This window comes from Pseudomonas sp. HY2-MNA-CIBAN-0224, assembly GCF_040310285.1.
Taxonomy (GTDB): domain Bacteria; phylum Pseudomonadota; class Gammaproteobacteria; order Pseudomonadales; family Pseudomonadaceae; genus Aquipseudomonas; species Aquipseudomonas helleri.
In genome coordinates this window covers 59,510-86,291 of sequence record NZ_JBEOPQ010000012.1, presented here as the reverse complement: position 1 = coordinate 86,291, position 26,782 = coordinate 59,510, and the positions used below count along the sequence as shown (strand labels likewise).

General features: G+C 58.2%; 23 protein-coding genes. 7 read left to right on the top strand and 16 right to left on the bottom strand.

Annotation, left to right across the window (positions count from 1 at the left end; genetic code table 11):
* Positions 1 to 19: 19 nt before the first annotated feature.
* From AAEZ03_RS08840 to AAEZ03_RS08820, 5 genes are all read right to left on the bottom strand, one after another.
* Positions 20 to 805, bottom strand: a complete 786-nt coding sequence (locus AAEZ03_RS08840) for a hypothetical protein (RefSeq protein ID WP_350577820.1) — start codon at positions 803 to 805, stop codon at positions 20 to 22.
* On the bottom strand, positions 802 to 2,190 hold the full coding sequence (locus AAEZ03_RS08835) for an MBL fold metallo-hydrolase (RefSeq protein WP_350577817.1): 1,389 nt from the start codon (positions 2,188 to 2,190) through the stop codon (positions 802 to 804). The genes AAEZ03_RS08840 and AAEZ03_RS08835 overlap by 4 nt, the downstream gene beginning before the upstream one ends.
* The gene (locus AAEZ03_RS08830; protein ID WP_278940412.1) at positions 2,187 to 3,659 is read right to left on the bottom strand and encodes an MBL fold metallo-hydrolase; all 1,473 of its coding nucleotides are present in this window, start codon (positions 3,657 to 3,659) and stop codon (positions 2,187 to 2,189) included. The genes AAEZ03_RS08835 and AAEZ03_RS08830 overlap by 4 nt, the downstream gene beginning before the upstream one ends.
* Positions 3,660 to 3,751: 92 nt before the next feature.
* Positions 3,752 to 3,913 carry a hypothetical protein gene (locus AAEZ03_RS08825; protein ID WP_278940410.1) on the bottom strand — a complete coding sequence of 54 codons (162 nt, stop codon included), beginning with the start codon at positions 3,911 to 3,913 and terminating at the stop codon, positions 3,752 to 3,754.
* Between the two features lie 352 nt (positions 3,914 to 4,265).
* Positions 4,266 to 5,303: an ABC transporter substrate-binding protein gene (locus AAEZ03_RS08820; protein WP_123749415.1), complete on the bottom strand. Its 1,038-nt coding sequence runs from the start codon at positions 5,301 to 5,303 to the stop codon at positions 4,266 to 4,268.
* A gap of 290 nt (positions 5,304 to 5,593) precedes the next feature.
* Between AAEZ03_RS08820 and AAEZ03_RS08815 the strand changes: the two genes are divergently transcribed.
* Entirely contained in the window at positions 5,594 to 8,035 is a 2,442-nt protein-coding gene (locus AAEZ03_RS08815; RefSeq protein WP_350577812.1) for a TonB-dependent siderophore receptor, read from the top strand.
* A 91-nt stretch (positions 8,036 to 8,126) separates the two neighbouring features.
* Here the strand turns inward: AAEZ03_RS08815 and AAEZ03_RS08810 are convergent, their stop codons facing one another.
* On the bottom strand, positions 8,127 to 9,617 hold the full coding sequence (locus AAEZ03_RS08810) for an MFS transporter (protein WP_350577809.1): 1,491 nt from the start codon (positions 9,615 to 9,617) through the stop codon (positions 8,127 to 8,129).
* Positions 9,618 to 9,788: 171 nt separating this feature from the next.
* Here AAEZ03_RS08810 and AAEZ03_RS08805 point away from each other — a divergent pair, with 171 nt between their 5' ends.
* Positions 9,789 to 10,637 (top strand): LysR substrate-binding domain-containing protein, encoded by an 849-nt coding sequence (locus AAEZ03_RS08805; RefSeq protein WP_350577807.1) that lies wholly within the window; start codon positions 9,789 to 9,791, stop codon positions 10,635 to 10,637.
* Positions 10,638 to 10,661: 24 nt separating this feature from the next.
* Here AAEZ03_RS08805 and AAEZ03_RS08800 read toward each other — a convergent pair whose 3' ends face one another.
* The 6 genes from AAEZ03_RS08800 to souR form a co-directional block, all read right to left on the bottom strand.
* Entirely contained in the window at positions 10,662 to 11,717 is a 1,056-nt protein-coding gene (locus AAEZ03_RS08800; protein ID WP_153332026.1) for a linear amide C-N hydrolase, read from the bottom strand.
* 24 nt (positions 11,718 to 11,741) lie between these two features.
* Positions 11,742 to 12,545, bottom strand: a complete 804-nt coding sequence (locus AAEZ03_RS08795; protein WP_341462763.1) for a porin family protein — start codon at positions 12,543 to 12,545, stop codon at positions 11,742 to 11,744.
* A 149-nt stretch (positions 12,546 to 12,694) separates the two neighbouring features.
* The gene (locus tag AAEZ03_RS08790) at positions 12,695 to 15,091 is read right to left on the bottom strand and encodes a TonB-dependent receptor (RefSeq protein WP_123749420.1); all 2,397 of its coding nucleotides are present in this window, start codon (positions 15,089 to 15,091) and stop codon (positions 12,695 to 12,697) included.
* A 102-nt stretch (positions 15,092 to 15,193) separates the two neighbouring features.
* Positions 15,194 to 16,144: a FecR domain-containing protein gene (locus AAEZ03_RS08785; protein WP_350577803.1), complete on the bottom strand. Its 951-nt coding sequence runs from the start codon at positions 16,142 to 16,144 to the stop codon at positions 15,194 to 15,196.
* Positions 16,141 to 16,650 carry a sigma-70 family RNA polymerase sigma factor gene (locus AAEZ03_RS08780; protein WP_350577801.1) on the bottom strand — a complete coding sequence of 170 codons (510 nt, stop codon included), beginning with the start codon at positions 16,648 to 16,650 and terminating at the stop codon, positions 16,141 to 16,143. The genes AAEZ03_RS08785 and AAEZ03_RS08780 overlap by 4 nt, the downstream gene beginning before the upstream one ends.
* 102 nt (positions 16,651 to 16,752) lie before the next feature.
* Positions 16,753 to 17,778 carry a transcriptional regulator SouR gene (souR, locus tag AAEZ03_RS08775; RefSeq protein ID WP_278938018.1) on the bottom strand — a complete coding sequence of 342 codons (1,026 nt, stop codon included), beginning with the start codon at positions 17,776 to 17,778 and terminating at the stop codon, positions 16,753 to 16,755.
* 165 nt (positions 17,779 to 17,943) lie between these two features.
* Between souR and AAEZ03_RS08770 the strand changes: the two genes are divergently transcribed.
* From AAEZ03_RS08770 to AAEZ03_RS08760, 3 genes are all read left to right on the top strand, one after another.
* Positions 17,944 to 18,453 (top strand): sigma-70 family RNA polymerase sigma factor, encoded by a 510-nt coding sequence (locus AAEZ03_RS08770; RefSeq protein ID WP_123749424.1) that lies wholly within the window; start codon positions 17,944 to 17,946, stop codon positions 18,451 to 18,453.
* Positions 18,450 to 19,430, top strand: coding sequence for a DUF4880 domain-containing protein (locus AAEZ03_RS08765; protein ID WP_350577797.1), 981 nt, complete (start codon positions 18,450 to 18,452; stop codon positions 19,428 to 19,430). The genes AAEZ03_RS08770 and AAEZ03_RS08765 overlap by 4 nt, the downstream gene beginning before the upstream one ends.
* Positions 19,431 to 19,541: 111 nt before the next feature.
* A complete protein-coding gene (locus AAEZ03_RS08760; protein WP_350577795.1) occupies positions 19,542 to 21,968 on the top strand; it encodes a TonB-dependent siderophore receptor in 2,427 nt (808 codons plus the stop codon).
* Positions 21,969 to 22,029: 61 nt separating this feature from the next.
* Here the strand turns inward: AAEZ03_RS08760 and AAEZ03_RS08755 are convergent, their stop codons facing one another.
* Genes AAEZ03_RS08755 through AAEZ03_RS08740 form a run of 4 tightly spaced genes read right to left on the bottom strand, consistent with a single transcriptional unit; the run spans position 22,030 to position 25,556 of the window.
* Positions 22,030 to 22,701, bottom strand: a complete 672-nt coding sequence (locus AAEZ03_RS08755) for a methionine ABC transporter permease (RefSeq protein ID WP_350577792.1) — start codon at positions 22,699 to 22,701, stop codon at positions 22,030 to 22,032.
* The gene (locus tag AAEZ03_RS08750; protein ID WP_350577789.1) at positions 22,698 to 23,678 is read right to left on the bottom strand and encodes a methionine ABC transporter ATP-binding protein; all 981 of its coding nucleotides are present in this window, start codon (positions 23,676 to 23,678) and stop codon (positions 22,698 to 22,700) included. Before AAEZ03_RS08750 ends, AAEZ03_RS08755 begins: the two co-directional genes overlap by 4 nt.
* Complete coding sequence (locus AAEZ03_RS08745) at positions 23,675 to 24,490, bottom strand: MetQ/NlpA family ABC transporter substrate-binding protein (RefSeq protein ID WP_153336260.1); 816 nt, start codon at positions 24,488 to 24,490, stop codon at positions 23,675 to 23,677. Before AAEZ03_RS08745 ends, AAEZ03_RS08750 begins: the two co-directional genes overlap by 4 nt.
* 28 nt (positions 24,491 to 24,518) lie before the next feature.
* Entirely contained in the window at positions 24,519 to 25,556 is a 1,038-nt protein-coding gene (locus tag AAEZ03_RS08740) for an isopenicillin N synthase family dioxygenase (protein ID WP_350577786.1), read from the bottom strand.
* Between the two features lie 317 nt (positions 25,557 to 25,873).
* Between AAEZ03_RS08740 and AAEZ03_RS08735 the strand changes: the two genes are divergently transcribed.
* Complete coding sequence (locus tag AAEZ03_RS08735) at positions 25,874 to 26,035, top strand: hypothetical protein (RefSeq protein ID WP_350577783.1); 162 nt, start codon at positions 25,874 to 25,876, stop codon at positions 26,033 to 26,035.
* A 5-nt stretch (positions 26,036 to 26,040) separates the two neighbouring features.
* Positions 26,041 to 26,679: a helix-turn-helix domain-containing protein gene (locus AAEZ03_RS08730; RefSeq protein WP_262124447.1), complete on the top strand. Its 639-nt coding sequence runs from the start codon at positions 26,041 to 26,043 to the stop codon at positions 26,677 to 26,679.
* Positions 26,680 to 26,782: the final 103 nt, after the last annotated feature.

The following is a 26,782-nucleotide window of genomic DNA, read 5'->3' as shown; positions in this document are numbered from 1 at the left end:
GTAAAGCAGTACATCCACCTCATGGCAGCGCCTGCTCGTAATACATCCGACCAGGCCCCAAGGCCTGTACACGTTGCAGGCAGTCGCGGATTTTCTGCAGATCGTAATAGTGGGCGGGAATCTCACGGCATGCACAGTAATGGGCCACCCACTCCTCCAGATCCCACGAGAACTCCGGGTCCACTCCCAGGAAGCGGCTCAAGGACACGATGTCGAACCACACGCTGCGATGCAGGGAATGAGTCTCCAGGTCGAGGATGCGCACGCCATCCGCGGTAATACGCAGATGCTCCGGCTTGCAGTCACCGACGCTGATGCTCTGCAGGTCGAACGAGGGGACACGGCAGCGGGAAGACAGGCAGGAATCGAGAGATTCAGGTGTACTGCGCAGCCCTATGACCCGCTGAATATTCGTCAGGGCCGTGGCATGCATCGCCGCGTAGGCCGCGATCACTTCAGGAAGGTCCTTCGGACTGGGCAAGCGGCCCTGAAGAAACTCCAGCACCAGCACCTGATACCGCGCATCCTGATAGCGCATACCTGCGATCGGCCCCGAACGAAACAGCAAGTAGCCGCTGGCTTCGGCGGCATAAGCCGCCTCGTTGAAGTAACGCTTTATCACTACCTGCTCACCCGAGACGACGCACTGGCCGGAGCAGACCAAGGACTTCACCGACTGGCCGAGTACCCGCAGAACCTGATAACGCCCGGCCAGCAGTTTTCCGAGCGCCTGCCTCCGCATCTGTACTTGAGCGACGTCGAGACGTTCCAGATACACATGCTCAAAGGCCTTTGGCTCATTCATAGCGCAGTCGCCAGAGACATTTCATAACTGCGCAAGGCGCGTCCGTAGTCGACTTGCTCGTTGTAATACTCGAGCCAAAACGCCAGCGGGCTGTCGTATCGATCGCAGACATACCACTGAGAGGCTGACAGGTTGAGCAGCTCCCATATCTGCAACTCGCCAATAAGCAGCTGGCAGAAGTCGGCATGGTCGACACGGATGCCGAAGGGATAACGCTTGATCGCCCCCACGCCTTCGTCCGGCACCTCGACGAACTCGACCCTGGACACGTCCAGCAGCCATTGCTGGCCGACGCCGTCGTCGCGTGTCAATTGCAGCACCGCGCGGCACTGGCCAATGGGGCGCCCCAGGTAGTTGTTCTGTGTCATCAGCACCTGGCCGTAGCGGGTAATCAGCCAGGTCCTGGCCATTTCATCGAGATGGGACTTGAACTTTTGCGTGTCGAGCGAGACCGGTAGCCGCAGCCCTTTCACCGGGCGAGACCTTGCCTGTTCCTCACATGCGCGGATCCAGTCTGCAGGCTCACCAAGTCGTGCCGATGCGACATCGAAGCTTTCACCGGGTGCCAGTGCGTGTACCGCCCGTAACAACGAAAGTTCGGTGCAGATTTGCGCCAGTTCGAGGTTCGACCAAGGGTGATGCATCTTGCCAAATGGGTCGCGATAGCCATTGCCCGCAAGGATCAAAGTCGGCACATGGTTCAGTCGGCGCATCGGCTTATGCACGATTTCGTCCAGCAAACGCAAGCCGGACACCCGGGTGTAGCGTTGATCAGGCAACGGCAACAAGTTATCCAGGCCAATTGGCCCTTGCGCCCGGCTGCCCTGGAAATTATTGGTCATCACCATGACCTGAGGCCAGGCAACGGCTCCACTATTGACATCGGTAAAGTAAGCATCGGCGATGCGAGTATCGGACTGGATGAACGCCGCATCGGCGCCATGCTCGATATGTAGCGATGCTACCCGGCTGTCCCAGAAAAGGACCTCCGTGCAAGGCATGTAGAAGCGCAAGCTCAGCGAGTCGATGACAAAACCGGCCTGGATATCGACACGCTGCACCTCATAACCGCAGGCGTGAACTATTGCCTCGGCCGCGCCGGGAAACAGTTCCGGCACATAGACCACTTTGCGATTGAGCAGATGCCCGTAGTCCAACGACAGGCGGCGCAAGGACGCCGGGTGGAAGTGCTGCAAGTGCTCGGAGGTCAAGACAATCCCATCCACCGCTGGCATGCGCTGCAAATCGACATTGCGCGCCGGGACAATCGCGAACTGACGGCCGGGGTCAGAACCGAAGGTTTGACTCAGCACCGGGTCGATCAACACATGGGTATTCCCAGCCTGCAGCGACCAGCTTTCGTGGCCGATCATTGTCAGCTTCATGGGCACACCTCCAGGTTGCGCATACTGCGCCTGATGATTTTCGCCAATAGCTCAGGGCTGCCGTTCTCGCCGTAGTAGCTGTAGAAAAAGGGGATCAAACCATCGAAAATGCCGCCCTCGAACCAGGACTGGACCGAAACACCCACGATGTCCCAGACCTGTAATTCCCCCTCGGCCATACCGATGAAGTCAACCAAGGGTAGGCATACACCAAAGGGATAATGGGCAACCAGCGACTCTAGCTGGTTGTGAACCTCAGCCTCGAACTGGCCGCTGATCAGGTTCAGCGCATAGCTGTCCTGGCGACCCAAGGCATGCGAGACAAAACTGAAAACGATTCTTTTCGGTCCCAGCTTGCGCCCCTTATGGTGAGACATCGCCAGCACCTTGCGCCCGGTGATAAACAGCATCAGGCTTTTCGCCAAGCGCTGCAGCTCGGCTTGCGCACGCCGCAGCAGCTCTATATATGCCTCGGCGTCCTGCACGTCCGGGCGCACTGATGCGACAACCTCGACGGTCTTGCGGGCTTCGATAAACTGATCCAGCTCCTCGATCAGCAAGTTATGCTGCACCTTGTCCACCTGGACCCAGTCGATAACCGCCTGTGGCCCGGGATCAGGTGTCAGGGCAAAGGCTTCACCGGGTAGCAGGCCAACAATATGGGTGTCCAGGCTGAGACGATTGGCCAACCGGCTCAATGTCGGCTGGTCGGAAAAGGGGAATGCGGCGAACGCCCCCAAGCGCTTGATGAATCCGCCACCGCAAAGGGCTATGTTCTCCGGTTGCACCGGAAAGTCGTCCATGTAGCTGGTCAGTACTGCGCTTAGCACACCGATTCCCAGCGGACCGACCTTACGGTTGCTGTCACTCGCGTTCTTGCCCCAATTTTCCAGAGACTGGAAGGCTCCCGGAGGCGATACCCTGGAGTTGTTTGAGACGATCACCAGCTTGGGCGCTGCCAGTCGTCCTTCGATGATATCGGTCTTGAACGCTTCGGATACCAAGGCGTCTACGGCAATGAAAATACCACTGACCGGCTGCTCGGCTTCCTCAATATGCACCTGGGTGACCCGACTTTCCCAAAAGGCGGTCTTCGGATCCGCCGGGTAGAAACGCAGGATCAAGTCACCGACCCGCATCGGTTCGTTGTCTTTGACTTGGATAAGGGTGAACCCGAGGTCGCGTATGCATTGCTTGACCGGTTCAACAATAATCGCCCCCACCACGAACCGGGCGGAGCGTGGTAACTGATTCAGCGACTGGATATCGAAATGATCGGAATGTTCGTGACTAAGAAAAATCAGGTCTACATCAGACAGTGCGGTGGCATCGACAGTACGCGGCGGATAGATCTTGATCCGGTTTTCGTCAACCAGACCGAAGTCCTCACACAACAGCGGGTCAATCAGGATTCGAGTACCTTTGTGTTCCACAAGCCACGTTTGATGGCCAATAAAGATCGTCCTCATGTGAACCTCGCTGGATGAGCACTGAATGCTCACTGCCCAAAAACCAAGAAGTGGAAAAGCAAGAAAGGACTTTCTTGCTTTTTCGGGTCAGCTCAACGGTGGTACGCGCAGCTCGCATCCTTGCTATCGGTTAAACGTGTCTTGGACTTCTTGATCGCGTCGCTCAAGACCAGCAACTCTTCCTGGCTGAAAAGTACTTTGTGACTATCTTGATGGTTGGGTGCGGTCGCACCGGTCCGGATTTTCTGGTTCATGGTTTTCTCCTCGTCTAAGTGTTTCCGAGTACGCCAATAGCGTAATGACCACTTGCAAAAGCCGAGTCGCTGAAAGGCAGTGACATACCAACACTAGATAACCGATAGGGCACCCGCAACGCTAAAAAGGCGCAAGGAGTAACTTTGGGAAGCGTCCTACAAGAGGGCGAACGGTAATTGTCCTAGGCTAAAGCACAGGGAATTAAAAACTGTCGCGGCCTGACTTTACTGGGAGCTGTGCGGACTTCGTATTGAGTGCTCGTGATTGCCGAGTTGACGAATCCTGATAAACAAAGCCGCATACGATTAGGACGACCGCCATGGCACACCCACCATGGCGGTGTCATTCAGGTTAGCGCGAGGCCCAGGCGTTGAAACGCTGTTCCAGTTGCTCGCCGTGATCGGCCCAGAACAGCGCATCTACCGGGATCTGCTGCGCCAGGTTGGCAGGCGCGGTGGGCAGTTCGGCGATCCGGGCCTTGTCGAGCAGGTCCATGGCGCGCATGTTGGCGGCGCCGTAGTCGATGTTTTCGGCGAAGTTTTTCTGCTGCTCAGGCTCTAACGTAAAAGCGATGAACTCGCGGGTCTTGTCTTGATGCTTGGCGCCTTTGGGGATAGCCCAGGAATCGAACTCGTAGAGCCCGCCGTTCCAGACCAGGTCCAGGTCATACTTTTTCTTTTGCTCGGCCGAGAGCCGTCCGTTGTAGACGGAACTCATCACCACGTCCCCGGCAGCCAAAAACTGCGGCGGCTGGGCACCGGCCTCCCACCATTGGATGTGCGGTTTAATCTGGTCCAGTTTGGCAAAGGCACGGTCCTGACCGGCCTTGGTCGCCAAGGTGGTGTAGACCTCGGCAGGCGCAACGCCGTCAGCAATCAAGGCAAACTCCAGGGTCGATTTAGCCAGCTTGCGCAGGCCACGCTTGCCCGGGAATTTCTCGACATCCCAGAAGTCCTGCCAGCCGGTAGGCGCCTCTTTCAGCTTCTTGGTGTTGTAGGCCAGGACCGTCGAGTAGACGAGAAAACCGATGCCGCACGGCTGGATGGCGCCTGGCACGAAGTCTTTGGGGTCGAGGCCGATTTGTGCCGGATCGAGGGTTTCAAACATGCCCTCGTCGCAGCCGCGGGCCAGCTCGGCAGACTCCACCTCCACGGTGTTCCAGGACACACTGCCGGTGTCGACCATGGCTTTGACCTTGGCCATTTCCCCGTTGTATTCACCGGAAATCACCTTGCTGCCATCGGCCTTTTGCCAAGGCTTGTAGAAGGCTTTTACTTGGGCGTCCTTGTTGGCGCCGCCAAACGAAACGATGGTGAGGTCGGCCGCGAGGCCGTGGCTGGCAGTAACGATCCCCGTTGCCAGAACTGCGAATTTCAGAGCTTTGATCATTATTGTTATCTCCTACTGTTCAAGGGTGATTGCACATCACTCGAATGGATCTTGCTCTCCTGTTACGGGCTGAATGAACGTCGTAAGGTGGCACGGTGCTATTGAGGGTAAAAGTCTGCTTTCCTGATGCTTGGATCGGTTTTGACTAAACAATCGCAGACCCCCATGCACTTCATTGCAGGCAGAAGCGGCCCCGCGCAAAAAAAATTCAAAAAGTTTTACGGCTTTCGTGCGCTCAACCCGTCAAGGTGTTTGTTATTGCAAATACTTCCTATTCACTCGGGGCTCGCATGTACTTTCCTACCCTCAACACCACCTATGCACGCAGCGCATTGGCGCTCGCTGTTTTCCTCGCATACAGCAACGTTCAGGCCGTCGAGCCCGCAACCACCTCCGTCAGCAATACAGCGCTGGACACCCACAGTTTCGCGATTGCCCGCCAGCCGCTGGCCAACGCGCTGGACCAACTGAGCACCCAGAGCGGGCTGCAAATCGCCTACTCCGCAGACATGGCTCAAGGCATTACCTCGCCGGGCGTCAACGGCACCATGACCACCCGCCAGGCCTTGACTCAGTTGCTGAGCGGCAGCGGCCTTGAAGCCCAGTCGAGTGGCGAAAATGCCGTGGTGCTGGCGCCGGTGCCGCAAACCGGTTCGGCACTGGAGCTGGGCGCGACAGCGGTCACCACCAACCTGCTGGGTACTGTGACCGAAGGCTCGGGGTCCTACACGCCGGGCACCATCGCCACCGCCACCCGGTTGGTGCTGACACCGCGTGAAACACCGCAAACAGTCACCGTCGTCACCCGCCAGCACATGGACGACTTCGGCCTCAACAACGTCGACGACGTGATGCGTCACACCCCCGGCATCACCGTGTCGGCCTATGACAGTGACCGCAGCAACTACTACGCACGCGGGTTCTCGATCAGCAACTTCCAGTACGACGGCATCCCTTCGGCCACCACCAACGTCGGCTATTCGTCGGGCAACACCCTGAGCGACACGGCCATTTATGACCGCATTGAAGTGATCAAGGGCTCAACCGGCCTGCTCACCGGGGCCGGCTCGTTGGGCGCGGTTATTAACCTGGTGCGCAAAAAGCCCACCTCCGAGTTCAAAGGCCATGCCACGCTCGGCGCAGGCTCGTGGGACGACTACCGCAGCGAAGTGGACGTAAGCGGCCCCCTGACCGAAACCGGCAACGTACGTGGCCGCGCAGTAGCGGCCTATCAGGACAAAAACTCGTACCAGGACCACTACTCGCGCAAAACCTCAGTGTTCTACGGGATTCTCGAATTTGACCTCACGCCCGACACACTACTGACCGTGGGCGGCGACTATCAGGACAACAAACCGATGGGATCGAGCTGGTCCGGCAGCTACCCGCTGATCAACGCCAAGGGCGACCTCAACAGCTTCAAACGCTCGTTCAACAACGGCACCGACTGGAGCAACTGGAAGCAATACACCCGCACCGTGTTCGCCACGCTTGAACATGACCTGGGCGAAGGCTGGGTGACCAAGCTGCAACTGGACCACAAGCTCAATGGCTACGATGCACAAATGGGCTCGATCCAGGGTGACTACCCGTATGAAGACGGCACCACCCCGATCAATGCCCAACGCTACGTGGGCAACACGCGCAGCAACTCGGCCGACCTGTATGTGAGCGGCCCCTTCCAGCTGTTTGGTCGCGAACATGAAGTGGTCCTTGGCGGCTCGATCAGCTCGGCCCACTGGAAGGGTCAAGGCTACTGGAACCCCATCTACCAGGGCACCAACCTGGTGGACTTCAACAACTGGGACGGCCACGCCGAAAAACCGGCCTGGGGGCCTGTTGGTCAATACACCGACGACGTGATTCGCCAGACCGGCACCTACATGACCACCCGCTTCAACGTCACTGATGACTTGAAAGTGCTGGTCGGTGGCCGCGTGGTGGACTACCACATGACCGGCAACACACCCTCGTACCGCGAATCCGGGCGCTTCATTCCCTATGTCGGGGCCATTTACGACCTGAATGACACCTACTCCGTGTACGCCAGCTACACCGATATTTTCATTCCGCAGGAAAACTACAACCGCGACCGAAATGATCGCCTGATTGATCCGGACAAAGGCGAGAACTACGAAGTGGGGCTCAAGGCCGAGTTCCTTGAAGGCCGCCTGAACGCCAGCCTGGCTTACTTCGAAATCAAGGAAAGCAACCGTTCAGTACCCGATGATGCCTACAACAACCTCAAGCCGACCCCTTCCAACTATGCGTTCGTCGGCACCAAAGCCCGGACCAAAGGCTTTGAGTTTGAACTCTCGGGCGAGCTGAGCCCTGGCTGGCAGGTACAAGGCGGCTACACCCACAAGATCGTGCGCGACGACAACGGCGAGAAAATCTCCACCTTCGAACCGCAGGACCAGTTCAAGGTGTACACCAGCTACAAACTGCAAGGCCAGCTGGACAAATTTACCGTGGGTGGAGGTGCACGCTGGCAGAACACCGCGTGGCAAAACATCTGGAACTCACCGCACGGCCAGTACGAGAAGTTTGAACAGCCTAACTACTGGGTGGTTGACCTGATGACACGTTACCAGATCAGCAAAAACCTCTCGGCTACGGTGAACGTCAACAACCTGTTCGACAAATACTACTTCACCAACATCGGCTTCTATAACTCGGCGGTGTACGGCGAACCGCGCAACTTCATGGTGACCACGCGCTGGGATTTCTAACGCAGTTCTCTGTAGTCGCTGACGAGGTACGAAGGCTGCGATGCGGGCCGCAGGACCGCCGTCTGGGGGCGCTTCGCTCCCCATCGCAGCCTCAAGCTTGGGCAGCGACTACAGTACGGTCTCGAAATACCCACAAACTGGCCGCCATCAACAACCATGCCGCCATCGCGCCATACACCATCACCCAGCCGAAGCCGTGGGCCAATGCCGCGCCCTGCCCCACACCATTGACGCTACCGGCTGAAATGGTCTGCGCCAGCACGCGCAATTGCTCTTCGTTGACCAGGCCGGTGACGCTGGCGCGCAGCGAAGACAGCGTGCCTTGCACGAGGATAAAACCCATCAACGCGATGTTCACCGCGAGGCTGATCATGCGTGCGCTGATGTCGATGCCCGAGGCCATGCCTGAGCGCTCGCTGGGTACAGAACCGGTGGTGGTATTGGTCACCGGGGTGTTGGTCAGGCCAAGTCCGGTCCCGGCCAGTACACAACCGGCCAGCATGGTCAGCCAACTGGCCTGCTCGACGCTGCTGCCCCATTTCATTAACAAAAAGCCCAGGCCGATGGTGAACAAACCCACGGGGATCACCCTTTCGGCGCGGTAGCGCAGCGCCAGACGTTCGCCAAATGGCGGCACCACCAACGTCGGCAAGGTATACGCCAACAGGGCCAAGCCAGTACCCACGCTGCTGTAGCCCAGGCTGTTTTGAAAGTACAACGGCAGGTAGATCATAAAAGGCCAAAAACTGAAGTTCATCGCCGCAGCGCCGATCAACGCGCCCGAGAAACGCCGAATACGCAGAACCGAAAAGTCGAACATCGCATCGCTGCGACGGCGCTGCGCCCCTACAAACACCGCAAAACTCAGCACCGCCGCGAGCAAGCTGAACAGAGCCTCGCGAGTGCCAAACCCGGTGACCGCACCTTGAGTCAAAAACCACGAAAGCCCCAGCACCGCAAATGACAGCGACGTAATGCCCAGCACATCCAGACGCCGACGTTGCGGGTCTTTGGACTCGTCGACCCCGGCGATCACCAGCAGCAGCGCGAGCACGGCAATCGGCGCATGCACTAGAAACACCCATTCCCAATTCGACACGGCGACAATGCCCGCGCCAATGATCGGGCCAAAGCCCAGGCCAATGCCGAAAACAATGCCCCAGGCGCTGAAGGCTTTACCCCGAGCAGCCGCTGTCTGAAACCTGTGGGAGAGCACCGCCACCTGGCAGATCAACATCGCCCCTGCCGCCATGCCTTGCAGAAAACGGCTGGCAATCAGCACGTCATTGTCGGGTGCCAGGCCGCAGCTCAACGAGGTGATGCCGAACAGCACCAGGCTGATCATAAACACACGTTTACGCCCATACCGATCCGCCAGTGTGCCGATGGCCATCAGCACCATGGTGCAGGCGATGGTGTAGGCATTCATGATCCACTGCAAATAGCTGAAATTACTGTGCAGCTCTGCCTCGAGGGTGGGCAGGATGGCCGGTACGCTGGATATTTCGAGGCCAAACATCAGGACTGCAATGCACACGGCAGCCAGGGTAAAAGCATCTTTTTGTTGGGGCGAGAACAGCATTGCGATCTTCCAGATCAAAGGGACGGGTACTGGCAAAGGCTCCATAAGGTATTGCTGCCAGCATCACCCGAGGTGTCTTCAGACGACCGCGCGCATTCTGCGAGCAATCAAAAAATGACAAAAATGATTTAATTTCGTAGGTTTTATTAACTTTTATCATGAGTGGGCCAAATGGATTTCGACCCGGCGCTGTTGCGCGCCTTTATTGCCATCAAAGAAACCGGCAGCTTCACCCGAGCCGCAGAGCGAATGCACATCAGCCAATCGGCCATCAGCCATCAGATCCGGCGTCTCGAAGAACAGGCCGCAACCAAACTGCTGAGCCGCACCACCCGCAGTTTGACGCTGACCGAAGATGGCGAGGATTTTCTGCGCCACGCCGAATGCATCCTCAAGGCACAGGACGCGTTGATCCGCCGTTTTGCCACGTCTTCGGTGTCAGGTGCCGTGCGCTTTGGCCTGCCCGAGAACTTTATCGGTGACGGTTTGCCGCCGTTGCTGACGCGCTTTACCCGGCAATTCCCGGCCGTGCGCCTGGACGTCACGGTTTGCCCTTACCTTGACCTGCGCGCGCAGGTCGACACCGACAAGCTCGATCTGGCCGTGGTGCTGGCACTGCCGGGCAGCCCGCCGGGGGGCACGGTTTTACGTGAAACTCACTTTGTCTGGGCGGCAGCGCACGACTTCGAGTTCTCGGGGGAGAATCCGCTACCGCTGGCCTTTGCCCCCGCGCCTTGTGTGCATCGGCAAGTGGCCATCGACGCGCTGCAAAACTCCAGCGTGCAATGGCGGGTGGCGTTCACCTCACCCAGCCAGCAAGGCTTGCGCGCAGCGGTACTGGCCGGGCTGGCCGTGACCGCTTTGCCCTTGGGTGATCTGGAGCCCGGCATGCGCGTGATTGACGGCTACTACGGTCTGCCAGCGTTGCCCGAAGCGGACTTCCGGCTTATCTGGAGCACCACCACCAAAACCCCGGCGGCCTGCGCATTCGGGCAACTGCTGATCGGTGAATGTGAATGACAGGCCTCGCAGAAACAGCCTCTATCAAGCGCCTTCAAACTTGAACGGCGCTGCAACTTCAAAGCGGCCCGACACTTCGCCGGAGAAGATGTTGCTCTGATTCGGCCCCAGATCGAGCTTTTTGACCTTGCCGGTGGCCTGGGACAGATCCAGTTTTTTCAGGTCCACCCAGAATGTATTCGGGGTGACAGCCGACTCAAAAAAGTACAGCCCCTGCTTGTGGTCGATAACCGAGCGCCAACGGGTCGAGGAGATATTCGGCTCGCCGGGGGTGGTGATGCCGTAAGGCACCGACACGTTGCGGATCACGCTAAACACGCTGGCCAATGACAAACGCGCATCTTGATCCTTGGGCACCGCGTTCACGTAAAACGACGCACGGGCAAATCGGTCCGCAGACCGGTTGGTGCCGGGCAGCATGACCGTGCCGCCAATGGCTTGCCAGTAGGCGTTCATCGCCAACTGGGCCTCGAATGCCGGGGAGTTGGTCATCACCTGGTACTTGCGGCTGTGATGAATCACTTGCTTGCCGTCGATGTATTCAATGATCGCACTGTCGCCCGAGGCATCAGACATCGACAGGTGCAGGGTGGCCAGTCGGCTTTCGCCCGGCACTTGCGCAGTCACCACATTGAATGGCTCGGTTTTGAGCACTTCAACGGCCTCGGCCACGGTGCTGAAGTTGTCCAGAACGTATTGCGCCCAAGCAGCAATGCTCAAGCCGGGTTTGTCCTTGTTGAACGGCGGATACTCCGACTCCACCAGCCACAAGACGTTGGCCGCGAGGCCCGCTTCATTGACCCCGTCGGTGGTGGAAATGTCGTAACCGCTGGCAATCAGGCTGCCGTACTTGGAGGTCCACTTGACGGACGAAGGCCCGACTTCACCCGTGCGCTGCATGCCCTTGGGAAACACCCACAGATTGGTCGCGACGTCAGTTTTCCAGTCCATGGAACGGGCCGTGATCACGCTGTGATCGTCGCCCAGGTACACCAGCCGGGTGCACGCCTGCGCCAATGGCAGTGATAAAACAAACCCTGATACCGCCAGTACCAGCGCTTTGAGAACAGGCTTTTTCATTCCGTTGATCCTTGCAAAAACAGATTAGAAACGCATGGACAAGCCCAACACCGGGCCGCGCTGAGTCACATCGTATTTAAAGGTGTTGCCGGTAAAATCCCGGCTTTTGTATTCCTGCGCCAGCACCCGATAACCGACCCGCACAATCGTCGGGTTTTCGAACAGGTACAGGCGGTAGCCGAGGTAAGCCTGGGCGTTGTAGGTTTTTTTCGATGAGGTATCAAACCCGCCGGTGTCCGCCGCGCCAGACAGCGTCCAGCGATCGGTCAGATCGGCCTGCATGCGCAGCCCTACAAACGGGTCGGTCCACTCGGATTTTTTCTTGGTGCTGTAGCCCGCAGGGTCGATCTCGACCTTGGTCGACAGCTTGGTCCAGCGCAGCCCTGCCGTGGGCTCGACCCGCCAGCTACGTGGCTCGCCAAACACGTTGTTACCGCCCAAAGCGTATTCATACACCCGGTAATACACGCCCCCAGCCAGGGTGCTCTGGGTGATGTCCAGGCCGATTTTCTGGCCGTAGGCCCGCTCAGACTGGCTGGTCTTGGCGTAGACCCCGTCCAGGTAAAAACCCAGTTTGCGGTTGGTGACTTCCAGGTTGCCCATAAAGACCCGGTTGAGATTATTGAAAATCTCGCGAAAGCCGACATCCGCCTTGGCATCAACCCCGCCCAACGCCACCTGACCATTCATGGCCGGAGCCCAGACAAAAGGGCTTACCAACACCAGCCACTCATCTTTATCAGTACTGGATTTGCCCTGAGAATCGTCGGCATTTGCCGTCGTGTAAACGCCCATTAAAGGCCAGGCAATGCACATCATTCTGAACATCTGCTTAGCCGCAACTAGCCTCAGTGTCATCGCTTTCGTCTTCCTGACTGCAAGTTCTAAATTTCTGACCACTGTGTATAGCACAGCCATTACGAACCGCTGCTGAACCCGGCAAAAATATCAAATGAATGGGTCTCTCAGGTCAATACCTAGAAGCCTAACGTGGCCGACAACAAATACGTTCTCGGTGTAGAGAGCGTCAATCCTGGCTCACTGTCATCCGGAGCACCGGCTGAACTCCAGAATCGCTTATCCATGACGTTTTCGACCGTGGCACGCAGGGTAATGATCTTGTCGTCGAGCTTGAAGGCATAACGTGCTCCTACATCAAAACGCTCCCATGGATCGATTTTCTGGGTGTTGGCCTGATTCAGATACTGTGAGCTGGTGTAGATCCCACGCCCGGTCAGGGTCAGGCCCTGAACAGCTGGCACATCCCACTCGACACCCAGATTAACGTTGTATTGCGGAGTCGCTGGCGCACGGTTGCCGTCATAGGCACCGTTGACCGTCCCGGTTAACTTGCTGTCGATGTACATCACCCCGCCCAGCACGCGAACGCCTTCTAGCGGTTCGCCAAACAGGCTTAATTCCACGCCGTTGTTCTGGCGTTTGCCATTGGGCCCGAATACCAGGCTTGTACTGTTGGTCTCGTAAGCGGGTTGCTTGATCCGGAACACGCTGGCCGTGAAGGCCATAGAACCCAAGTCGTACTTGGCACCAGCCTCGATCTGCCTGCTGACAAATGGCGGGAATATTTCATCGTCATTGACCGAGGTGGAGGGGGCAATCTTGCCTTGGCTCATGCCTTCCATGTAGTTGGCATACAGCGACAGTTCTTCTGTCACCTTGAACAAGATCCCACCTGAAGGCGAGACTTTGGATTCGTCATAGGCCGTGTCGCCTTTGACCCCGTTACTCCAGTCATCCACTTGCACGCGCTGCCAGCGTGCCCCCAGGGTCAGCAGCAAACGATCATCATAAAAGCCGAGTGTGTCGGACAACGCGACACTGCTGAAGCGATTTTCGGTGTAGGCCTTGGGGTCCATGCGTACCGGCGTGCCGGGGGCGGGTGTAACGACAGGATTGTAGATATTGCTGGGCGCGGCCGCATAGCGGGCGCCACCGTTGGTGAAATCCATGTAGAAATGACTGGCAGCTAAATTGACCTCATGGCTGACCGCCCCCGTGTGAAACCAATTACGCACACCGGCGGTGGCCGTACGCACATTTTCGTCACGGGTGAAACTGCGCGGCACCACGCTAAAATCGCCTGCATCATTGACTACCGGCACCGCGTGACGAAGGAAGTCGTGGTTGCTTGTACGAGCGCCGACACCGCCGTAGAGCATTAGCGATTCATTGATATCAAATTCGCCGTTAACCGTACCGAACGTGTCTTTGGTATGCGCCCGGCTCCAAGGTTCGGCGTAGTTGTGTCGTATATCGTCGGCTTTCGGCACTTTTGCCTTGCGGCCAACCAAGACACGCTCCTGAGGAGCGTCTGTAATGCGCTCGGTGTGCCCGATATCGCTCGAGAGACGAAGCCGCTCACCGTGAAAGTCCAGGCCCAGCACAGCCATTTCACGATCGACACGCTGATGATCCCAACCGGTATCACCCGACTGTTTAACGCCATTGAAACGGATACCAAACTGGTTTTCATCACCAAAGCGGCGCCCTATGTCCACTGCACCGCCCAACTGACTGCCGGAAGCGAAACTACCGGTGAATTCAGTGATTGGGGTATCGGTCGCGCGCTTGGGGACAATATTGATACCGCCTCCCACCGCGCCACGCGGCGAGATGCCATTGATGAGCTGGCTTGGGCCCTTGAGGATATCGACGCGCTCAGCCATTTGCATATCAATGGTATAAGTCGGCAGTACGCCATACAGACCGTTATAGGACACGTCACTGTTGAGCAGGCTGAAGCCACGAATGGTGAACTGTTCAAAACGGCCGCCTGCCGGGTTCGTGGCGCGCACAGAGGGGTCACTGGCAATCATGTCGCCCAAGGTGCGTGCCTGTTGATTCTTGACAGCCACATCGGTGTAGCTGGTCATGCTGAATGGTGTGTCCATAAAGTCCCGCGAACCGAGCAAACCTTGTGCACCGCGGCGTGCGACCTGCCCTCCGGCGTAAACGTGTGCAACCGTCGAGCCTTCAGCACCGACAATCGATGTACTGGGCAATTGCAGGCTGTCGCTGACAGGCACCAGGGTGTAGTCATGAGTACCGGCTTTGAGCAACTGCAAGCCCGAACCCTGCAATAGGCGAGCGAAGCCCTCTTCCACCGCGTATTCACCGGACAATCCGGTGCTGGTGCGCCCGCTGACCAGTTGCGGGTCCAAAGAAAGATTGACTCCGGCCAACCCGGCAAACCGTGTCAACGCAGCCCCCAGATTATCTGCCGGCACCTGATACGTCCGGCGCTCGCCAGTTTCGGCCCAACTGGATGAAACAAACCCCGGGCTGGAACAGAGTACCAGCAGAAAACTGACTCGCATTAACGGGCGCAAGCGCAAGGATGGGACTGCAGGCATGGAACAAGACTCTCTTATTTATTCACTTGCCTCTAATGACCGGCGAGATGAAAAAAAGGGACAGGCTTGCCATAACGCATCCAAAAAAAACCTATGTGGCGATCAACCAAGGTTTTTTCGCGGCGCCAGAGTGACCCAGTAACGAGTGCGCATATGCACTTCTACCGGCAAGCTGGTGGCAAGCAGAGACAGAATCCTGTCCGTATCATCCAGACCAAAACTTCCAGTAACCCTTAGCGTTTCGAGTTCGGGCTCCCAACGCAAAATTCCAGGTCTATAGCGGCTCAGTTCGCGCAAGAAGTCCCCCAGCTTTTGGTCTTGCGCCATCAGAACGCGCTGCCGCCAGCCTGGCAGGCGCGGATCGAATGCAGACACTGCTCCGGGCCCCGTGGCCGACAATGTCACTTGCTGTCCTTCAAGCAACAGTAGTTCGGCGCCGTGCAAGGGCTGCAACTGCACGCGGGCACTGACAGCCGAAACTTGGCACCTGGCGCTGTCCAAGCGCACACACACTTCTCCACGATCAAGCGTAATCCGGCCAAAAGGCACTTGAATGCTCAAACCCGCGCGCCCCGATACGTTCAGCGCTATCTCGCCACGAACCAGCGTCAACTGACGAGTGCTCATGTCAACATTCACTGCGCTGTCCGTGTTCAACTGCAAGGTGCTGCCATCAAACAGCCTGATGCGCTTGTGCTCACCTGTCGACGTTTGCAAATCAGCCCGCCACGCATCCAGGGGCATTTGCCGGCTCAGCCACAAAGCCGCGGGCAACAGCACCGTTACACCTGCGACCTGTTTGAGAACTGCACGACGTTCCGGACGTGGACGATCCAGGGTGGCCATCGCCAAAGTAGAGGGCACCGCTGAAAAGCGCTCACGAAAAAGTTGCAGTTTTTGCCACGCCGTCTCGTGCGCCGGGTCACGGTCACGCCACTGTTGCAGACGCTGATGATCTGCATCGGTGGCCGCCCCCGACTCGATCAACGCCAGCCATTGGGCCGCCGCCCTGGCTATATCGCGCGGCAGGGGGCCTTTCAGAGCGCTGTTCAAGACTCTGCGATCAAACAGTGCTCATAGGCCTGCGCCATGTAGCGCTTGACGGTACGCTCAGAGACTTTTAGCCGTTCGGCAATTTCCCGATAGCCAAGCCCTTCCAGTTGGCTCCATAAAAAAGCCCGACGTACCACGCCCGCCATGCCATCGAGCAACTCATCCAGCGCTTGCAGGGTTTCTAGCAATAGCCAACGCTGCTCAGGCGAAGGCATGCTCTCTTCGGGCAACTGCGCCAACGCTTGCAAATAAGCCTGTTCGAGGCTGCGCCGGGCGTAAAAGTTACTCAACAGGCGCTTGCCAACCGTCAACAGATAGGCCCGCGGCTCATGCACCTCTGCCAACGGCTGGGCACTTGCAAGCACGCGCAAAAAAGTATCCTGACTCAAGTCTGCGGCATCCCAGGCATTGCCCAGACGACGCTTGAGCCAGTTTTGCAACCAACCGTTGTGATCACGATACAGCGCATGCAAGGTCTGTTCAGTGGTCGGTGCAACTTCAATCATCTCTAGAGTCTCTGGCAAGGGATGCAGTAAATGAGACTGATTCTAATTTGGGTTACATCTTGAAACCAAGACCTTTTTATTTAACTGACGTAAGGCCGGTACTTACTTGACCAGCCGCTTCTCCTTGGACGGCCGATAGCCAAAGTAGGCGCTGTAGCATTTGCTGAAATGACTGGGCGAGACAAATCCGCACGCCACCAGCACATCAACCTGGGAGAGTTCGGTGTGCTGCAACAAGCGGCGCGCTTCGGTAATGCGCAGTTCCATGTAATAACGCTGTGGCGTGGTGCCCAGCTGTTCCTTGAACAACCGCTCAAGCTGGCGACGCGAGCGCCCCGCGTACACTGCCAACTGCTCCAGCTCCAGCGGCTCTTCAAGGTTGGCATCCATCAGTTTCAAGACTTCACGCAAGGGCGCGCTGACGCTGATTTTCTCTGTGGGTTTGATACGTCGGTAACGCGACTCTTCAAACGCCAGAATGTCCTCGACCCCTTCGACCAGCGCTTTGTCATGCAAGCTTTTGATCCACGCAAGGGCCATCTGAATCGCCCCTGAAGGGCTGGACGCCGTGAGCCGGTCGCGGTCAATCACAAAAGGCTCGCTGGTCACATGCGCCGTCTTGGACACTTCGGCTAACGCCGGACGATGCTCAGGGTGAATCGCACACCGATAGCCCTCCAGCAACCCCGCACTGCCGAGAAACCAGGCGCCATTCCATAAACCGGCCAAGGTGATGCCCTGTTGCGCGGCGGTTTTAAGCACGTGGGTAAACGCCTCATCGCTGTTCAGTTCAGTGCGGTAGCCGCCGCACACCACCAGCACATCCAGCGCGTTGAGCTGCGCCACATCTAGCTGCGAATCAGGCCGGATCACCAGCCCCAGGTCACTGACCACCTCGCCTTGCACCAGGCCGAAAGTCTGGGTGGCAAACAACCCTGGGCGCAACAAGTTGGCGGTGATCAGGGCATCCAGCGCCTGGGTAAACGCTGGCAAAGAAAAGTGCTCAAGCAGGATAAAACCCACGCACACCGTTGGCCGGTCCAGACCCGGGTTTTCGCTTAGATAGCGCAGGTTCTTGCCTTTCAGGCCTGCACTGAATTGACGACGCTCAATCACGATTCGATCCATCTGGTCAGGTTAACGAACAGCCGCATGTACCGGGCCGATCATACCTGCACATACAACAAGGCACTGCGGCGGATGCCGACAGGCGTACGAAACATTTTCGACATGCGTTAATGAGAAGCGCTATCATTGCGATCCTTGTCAGTGTCCGCTCTGGAATTGCTCTCCATGCATCCATCCTCCTCCACACGCAGCGTCGTAGGCGAATTGTACGTCCAGCATCATGACTGGGTGGTGCAGTTATTACGGCGCAAACTGGGCAACCAAGAGCAGGCGCTTGATCTGGCGCAAGACACCTTTGTACGCATGCTGCGCAGCGACGCACAACCCTCGTTACGCGAGCCCCGAGCATACCTGACGACTATTGCCAGCCGCTTGTGCGGCCAATATTTTCGGCGTCAGGCGTTGGAGCGGGCTTATCAAGAGACGCTGGCCGCGCTGGAGCCAGACTACATGCCCTCCCCCGAAGCACGTTTGCTGGTCCTCGAAGCACTGGATGCTGTGGGCCAGGTGCTGGATGGGCTCGGCAGCAAGGTGCGAGAGGTTTTCCTGCTGTCGCAACTGGACGGCCTGACCTACCCGCAGATCGCCGAGCGCATGGACCTCACCGTCAATGTCGTGCAAAAAACCATGCTCAAGGCTTACCGCCACTGCTATTGCGCCGTCTACGCCGCGTGAAACGCTTCGACGCGGCCAACGCGCACGCTCTTGATCAAGACATCGTTGAACAGGCCATGCTGTGGATGGTCACCCTGCAATCAGGCGTGTTTACCGAAAGCGAGCGGCAGGCGTGCGATCATTGGCGCAAGCAATCGGCGGCGCATGAAATGGCCTGGCAGCGGCTCACCGGGCTCAATCGTGATGTGCGCGAGAGTGCGCAGTTGATTGCTCCGCAAAGCGTCCGCCGCTTGCTCCAGGCTCGCCATACCAGCACCCGACGGGGCCTGCTCAAAGGCTTTGCCGGGCTCGGTGTGGTGCTGGCCACTGGCGTGAGTGTGCGTGAGCGAGTGTTGCTGCCAGAGTTGTTCAGTAACTACCGCACCGCTACCGGCGAACGCCGCACTGTCTCCTTGGCCGATGGCGTCGGGCTTACCTTGGACACCCACACAGCGCTCGACACTCAAACCAGCGCCTCGGGCCTAGACCTGACGCTGAATCTGGGCCGGATGCTGCTTACTCAAACGGACACACTGCCGGTCACGCTCAATACCGCCCATGGCCGGGTTCTACCCGCCAGACACTCACGGCTGATTATCAGCCAAGGCCTCCCGGGCCAACGAGGTACGCAGGTGCAATTACTCGCCGGCAGCGCGTCCGTTGAGCTCAATCGCGGTGACCGGATCAGCCTTGACACAGGCCAGCAACTGACCTTCGACAGCCACGCTCATGACGAACCGACCCGTGTCACGGCGGCCTCAACGGCCTGGCTCAGCGGCCTTTTGATCGCTGAACGCATGCCGCTGGGGCAAGTGATTGCCCAGCTCAACCGCTATCGCCGTGGCGTCGTGCGATGTGACCCGGCAGTAGCTGCCTTGCAAGTCTCCGGCTCGTTCTCGATTGACCGGCCGGACGCCAGCCTCGATCTGCTCGCGCGGGTCTTGCCGATTCGCGTGCAGCGGGTCTTCGGCTATTGGGCGAATGTCGTTGCAGCCTGATTCAGCTTTTTTTCAGTGCAGGCGGCAGTTTTTTCAATCTCGTGCATCAGGTTAAGGGAAGACGCTGAAAAACAGCGCACCGCCGCCCCTTTTCACACATGGACAGTCACTATGCACACCCGACTTACACCCCTTGCCTGCGCCTTGCGCACCGTATTACTGGGTTTGACCCTCTCCACGGCCAGCCATACGGCTTTCGCTGCAACGGCCGGCGCGCAGGCGCAAAGCCTGGCCTTTAACATTACACCCGCCAGCCTCGACCAAGTGCTAGGCAGTTTTGGCCAACAGGCCGGGGTGATGATCGCGGTGGACTCATCACTGACCACGGGCGTCCACAGCAACGGCCTTAACGGCCACTTTTCCGTCACCGATGGCCTGGAGCAGTTGCTCGCCCCGCTGGGCCTGCAAGCGGTCAGCGAAGGTGCAGGATTGCGGGTTATCGCCAGACCGTTCGCAGGCAACGGCCAGCTGGAATTGCAATCCACCCAGGTCACGACCAACCAATTGGGCACCCTCACAGAGGGCAGCGGTTCCTACACGCCCGGCACCATCGCCACAGCAACCCGTTTGGTGCTCTCACCCCGCGAGACGCCGCAATCCATCAGCGTGATCACTCGCCAGCACATGGACGACTTTGGCCTCAACTCCATCGACGATGTGATGCGCCATACGCCGGGCATCACTGTGTCGACGTTCGACAGCGAGCGCACCAACTACTACGCGCGCGGATTTTCGGTGGAAAACTTTCAGTACGACGGCATTCCCACCTTGCGCAACTCGGCTTATTCCTCAGGGCAAACCCTGAGCGACATGGCCATTTATGACCGGGTGGAAATCCTCAAGGGCGCAACCGGCCTGCTCACCGGTGCGGGCGCCCCTGGCGCGACGATCAATCTGATCCGCAAAAAACCCACCCGCGACTTCAAGGCCAGTGTCGAGCTTGGCGCCGGCAGTTGGGACAACTACCGTTCGCAAATCGACGTCAGTGGCCCACTGACCGACAGCGGCAATGTGCGCGGGCGTGCTGTGGCCGCGTACCAGGACAAGCGCTCGTTCATGGAACGCTATGAACGCAAGACCGGCGTGTATTTCGGCACGCTCGAAGCCGACCTCACAGATGACACCTTGCTCACCGTGGGCTTCGATTATCAGAACAATGACCCGCACGCCTCGGGCTGGTCAGGTAGCCGCCCGCTGTTCGACCGCAACGGCGATCGCATAGACGTCAAGCGTTCGTACAACAACGGTGCCAACTGGAGCCGCTGGGAACAGACCACCCAGAGCGTGTTTTCAACACTGGAGCACAGCTTTGCCAACGGCTGGGTGGGCAAGGCCCAGTTGACGCATCAGGTCAACAGTTACGACGCGCCGCTGGGCTCGGTCATGGATGGGCCTTTCACCGCCACGGGGCTGTCCACGGTGTATGCCAACAAGTTCACCGGCAAGACCCGCACCGACGCCGCCGATGCGTATTTCAGCGGCCCCTTCAGCCTGGGCGGGCGTGAACATGAACTGGTGATCGGCGCATCGGCCTCCACCGCCCATTGGACCGGTAAGGATTACGGCAATCCGACCTTTTTAAACGGCAACAAAGTCATCGACTTCTGGAACTTTGATGGCGTCATTCCGGAACCGGACTGGGGCGCGCCCACCCAGTACAACGACACCACGACCCGGCAGACCGCCAGCTACTTCACAGCGCGTTTCAACCTCACCGATGAATTGAAGCTGTTGCTGGGAAGCCGAATCGCCAACTACAAACTCACCGGCGATTATCAGTCAACCGAGACCGGCAGAGTCGTGCCGTATGTGGGGGTGACGTATGACCTTAACGACAACTTCACCGCGTATGCCAGCTACACCGATATTTTCATGCCACAGACCTACAACCGCGACCGCCAGAACAAAGTCCTGGAACCGGACGAAGGCAAAAACTACGAAGTGGGGATCAAGGGCGAGTTCTATGGTGGCCGGTTGAACACCAGCCTGGCGTACTTTGAAGTGCATGAAGACAACCGCGCTGAACCCGACGCCGAGTACAATGCCGATCCGACCAACCCTTCCATCCTGTACGCCTCGATTGGCACCAAGGCCAAGGCGAAAGGCTTTGAGGCCGAAATTTCCGGTGAATTGGCCCCGGGCTGGCAGGCCCAGGCGGGGTACACCCACAAAATCATCCGCGACAGCCAGGGTGAAAAAATTTCAACCTGGGAGCCTCAGGACCAACTAAGTGCCTACACCACTTACAGATTCAAGGGCCCCCTGGATCGCTTGACCGTGGGCGGCGGTGCGCGATGGCAAAACCGCAGTTGGCAGAACATCTACAACCGCACCAAAGCCCAGTATCAGGACTTCTCACAGGATGCCTACTGGCTGGTGGACGTGATGGCCCGTTACCAAGTCACCGACCACCTGTCCACGACCCTCAACGTCAACAACCTGTTTGACAAGAAGTACTACACCAATATTGGCTTCTACAACACGGCCTATTACGGCGACCCGCGCAACGTGATGTTGAATACGCGCTGGGAGTTCTAAACAGCTCCCCCCTCAAGGCCAGCTTGAGGGGGGACTGCCTGCATTCACCGGGCGCCACACCTCAACGCCGATGCGCCAACGAACGCACCATCCGGTCGCCCAGGCTTTGCACGCTCTGTACCAGAACCACCAGCACGATGACGGTGACCACCATCACCTGGTTGTTGAAGCGTTGATAGCCGTAGCGAATGGCCAAATCACCCAGCCCTCCGCCGCCAATAACCCCGGCCATGGATGAAAAGCCAATCAGCATGACCAGGGTCAAGGTCACGCCCGCCACTAACGCCGGCAAGGCTTCGGGTAGCAGCACTTTAAAGATCACGTCACGCAGATCACCGCCCATGGCGAGGATCGCTTCGATGCGGCCCTTGTCGACTTCGTCCAGGGCGTTTTCGACAATTCGCGCAAAGAACGGGAAGGCGCCAATGGTGATGGGCACCACCGCCGCCGTGCTGCCCAACGTGGTGCCGACAATAAGCCGGGTCAGCGGGATCAAGGCGATGAGCATGACCACGAACGGCAATGAACGCCCAAGGTTGACCAGCCCGCCCAGGCTTTTATGCAATTGCGGCATCGGATAAATGCCGCCACTGCGGCTGATAAACAGCAACACCCCTAGAGGCAGGCCGATCAGCAGGGTAAACAGCCCCGCCAGCAGCACCATGTACAGGGTTTCTCCGGTGGCATTGAACACCAGTTGGAAAATCTCGTTCCAATCGATGGTTCGGTTCATGTGCGTTCTACCCTGACGCCGCGCTGTTTAAGAAAGTCCACGACCTGGGTCAACTTCAGTTCGCTGCCCGGCTGACGCAAAGCCACACGCAAACGGCCCACGTTTTGCCCGCCAACCGACTCAACTCCTTGGGCCAGCAAGTCCACTGCTAAACCCTGCTGGCGAGTCAATTCGCTGAGCACTGGCGTGGCCAGCAGCGAGTCAAAAAAGCTCAGTTCCAGTACCTGCGCGTCACTGCCCAGCGCAGTGCTGTAGCCCGGTAACAAGGAGCGACCGAGTGCAGAGTCGGGGTTGGCCAACAGCTGAGCAATCGGCCCCGCCTCGACCAGACGACCATTGGCCAGTGACGCGGCGTGGTCACAAATGGACTTGACCACGTCCAGCTCGTGGGTGATCAGAACGATGGTCAGCCCCAACTGGCGATTGATATCGCGCAGCAGTTCAAGAATCGAAGCTGTGGTTTCCGGGTCGAGGGCGCTGGTTGCTTCATCAGAAAGCAAGTAGGCAGGCCGCGCGGCCAAGGCCCGGGCGATGCCCACCCGCTGTTTCTGCCCGCCGGACAACTGCGACGGGAACGCCAGCGCCTTGTCGCTCAGGCCTACCAGATCCAACAACTCCAGCACCCGCGCCTGACGCTGCGCTTTACTGACCTTGGCAATTTCCAGAGGCACGGCGATGTTGTCAAAAACATTACGCGAGTGCAGCAGGTTGAAGCCCTGAAAGATCATGCCGATGCGTTGCCGTTGCAGGCGCAATTCACGATCTGACAACGCTGTCAGGTCTGCGCCGTCCAGCACAATACGCCCGGCACTGGGCCGTTCGAGCAGGTTGAGACAGCGCAGCAGCGTCGATTTACCCGCCCCGCTACGCCCAAGAATCCCGTAGATGGCACCGTCTGGAATGCTCAATGACACTTGATCCAGTGAAGGCGCCTGCCCCGGTATGTACGTCTTGCTCAACTGCTCGATGCTGATCATGGTTGGGCACCCACCTGGGTCACGGGCAACACCGAGCCGGTGTAGGAATCGGTAATAAACTTAGCCACCTCGGGCGACGTCAGGTCCTTGGCCAGGCGCTTGATGCGCGGGTCATCCAGCAACTTGGGGGTGGTCACCAGAATATTGGCGTAAGGGTTGTGCTCGACCTTTTCGAGCCCCAAGGCGTCCTTGGCCGGCACCAGCCCGGCTTCCAGCGCGTAGTTGCCATTGATCACCGCCAGATCAAGGTCGCCCAGCGCCCGTGGGATCTGCGCCGACTCCACTTCGAGGATTTTCAGTTGTTTGGGGTTTTCAGCGATGTCCTTGGGGGTTGCCTGCTCAGCGGCGGGGTCGTTGAAGCCAGGCTTGAGCTTGATCAGGCCGTTGTCTTGCAGCAGATATAAGGCACGGCTGAGGTTGGTCACGTTATTGGGCACGGCGACGGTGCCCTTGACCGGCACATCGGCGAAGCTTTTATGGCGTTGGGAATAAATGCCCAGCGGCTCGATATGCACGGTCGCGGCCACGGCAAATTTTTGCCCCAAAGCCTGTTCCTGCGACTTTAAATAGGGCAGGTGCTGGGTGTAGTTGGCATCGACATCACCGTGGGCCAGCAGCTCATTGGCGTTGATGCCGCTGGTGAGCTCGATCACCTTGATCTTCAGTTCCGGGTCGATCTTGCGCACGTATTCCAGAATCTGCGCATGGGGCACCGGGTCTGCCGCTATCCGCAGGGTTTCCAGCGCCAATGCATCGTAAGACGTCAGCAAGCCGCCGAGCACCGCCAGGGTCAATCCTGTTTGCTTGAACATGGTCAAAATCCTTGATCGGGTGAGGGACTCAAGCGCTCAGCGCGTCGGGAATCAGTGCATCGGCGTAATAACGCTGTGCGACATCGGGGTGCGAACGCAGGCGACCCTTGAGGTAGTTCCAGCCCACATCCCGAAACAACGGGTTGTCCGGATCGCTGGCAGGCCCGCGGGCCTCGCGCAACAGCGCCGCAGGCAATGGATACAGCGGCACCACGGCATCCAGTCGGGCACCCAAGAAGAACGCGATCGACAAACGCTCGCTGCCCTGGGCCGGTGACACCACACGGTGCACGGTGGCGCGCAGATAGCCATTAGTCGCCAGTTCGAGCAACTCGCCAATGTTCACCACCAGGGTGTTGTCGCGCGGCAGTGCGTCAATCCAGCGCCCCTCTTCAACCTCGACTTGCAAACCCGCCTGCTGGTCCTGCAACAGAAAACTCAGAAAACCTGAATCCTTGTGTGCGCCAACCCCCTGGTTGCTGGCATCTGCTGCCTGGCCCGGATAGCGAATCAACTTGATGTGTTCATTGGGTGTGTCGCCGTACAACTGATCAAAGGCGTGCTCAGGCAGCGACAGCGCTTGGGCAAACGCGCGCAACAAACGCAAGGACATGGCGGTCATCGCCTGCTGCCATTCCAGCAGCAAAGGTTTCAGCTCGGGCAGCGCTTCGGGCCACTGGTTGGGGCCTTGCAGACGAGCCCAAAACGGGCTGTTCGGGTCAGTGGGCAGCACCGCCCGCTCAGCGCCAAGGTCAAACTGCTCGCGTAGGTCAGGCTTGCCACGGGTGATCTCGGAAGCGGCGCGGTTGTAGCCGCGAAAGTGGGGGGAGTTGATCATCCCGACGGCCGCTTTATCGGCGTCGGGCAAGGCGAAGAATTGCCGTGAATGCTGTTGCACCTGGCTCAACAACTCGCTGTCGATGCCGTGCCCGGTCAAATAGAAAAAGCCAACGTCCCGTGCCGCGTTACGCAACTCTTCAAAAAAGCCCTGACGCTGCGCCACAGTGCCTTCAAGCAGCGACAAGTCGAGGACTGGCAAGGCGGTGATATCCCTTGTATGCGGCATGCTTCACTCCCATGTGAATCAATGAAGATCGCGGACGATGCAACTGCCCTGCGTTTCATTAAAGCTAAACGATCTTAAAAATCACCATCCAATACCTTTTTAGAATTAGCTTAGGTAAAAACTCATCTTGTCTTGCGATCTTTTAAAAGATCAAAAGATCGCGAGGCAAGCTCGCTCCTGCAGAGGTTTTTTTGCCTGAACAGGGTGGACACGCTAAGTCCAAAATCGAATTAACAAATGAAAATTCAGTATTTATAGAAATAAGAACAACGGATTACTGTGGAGCCATTGAGTTGCCACTGCCCAAGGATCTGACCATGTCCGTATCTGCCAATGTCATTGATTTCGCCCTTTACCGAAAACGCCGTCAGGCACGTGCGGCGGCTGAGCTGATGTGGACTGCGTACGCAGCACGAGCCGGGATCGCCGTGTTTTTTGCCCCGCCGGTGAGTTCGTCCAGCGACAACCGCCGGGCGTAACGTGGATGAATTACCTGCACACCGTTCCCGATCTGCCTGAACTCCCTGCCCCCGCCAAAGACTGTAACAACGGCGACGATGACGCCATTGGCCAATGCGTCGCCCTCAACCTGCAACGCCTGCGCAGCAAACGCTATTTGTCACTGGATGCACTGGCCCGCGCCAGCGGGGTGAGTCGGGCGATGCTGGCGCAGATTGAGTCCGGGCGCAGCGTGCCGTCGATCAAGGTGCTGTGCAAAATTGCCAAGGGGCTGAAAGTTTCGGTGGCCGCGTTTCTGGAAAACCGCGCGTTTGAAGGGGTCGAGCTGCTGCCGGCGCAATACAGCAAGCGACTGGTCAGTGCCAGTGGTGCGTTCACCAGCCGGGCGTTGTTCCCCTACGACAGGGCGCGCCAGTCCGAGTTTTACGAGATTCGACTCAAGCCGTTAGGCGAAGAAGTGTCCGAGGGCCATGGCCCCGGCATTCAGGAGAACCTGGTGGTGGCCCAGGGGGTGGTGGAAGTCAGCGTTAACGAAGAACGTTATTTACTCTCGACCGGGGACTCGATCCTGTTCTATGCCGACCAGCCCCACCGCTATCGCAACCCGGCGGACAGCGAAGCCGTGGCGTTTCTGGTGATCACCTACCCCGAACGCCTGGATTAAATGCTGTAGTCGCTGCCGCAGGCTGCGATACGGGCCGAAGGACCGTCAGCGGGCCGCAACCGTCAAGCGGGCCGCTGCGCAGCCCGTCGCAGCCTCGTTCCTC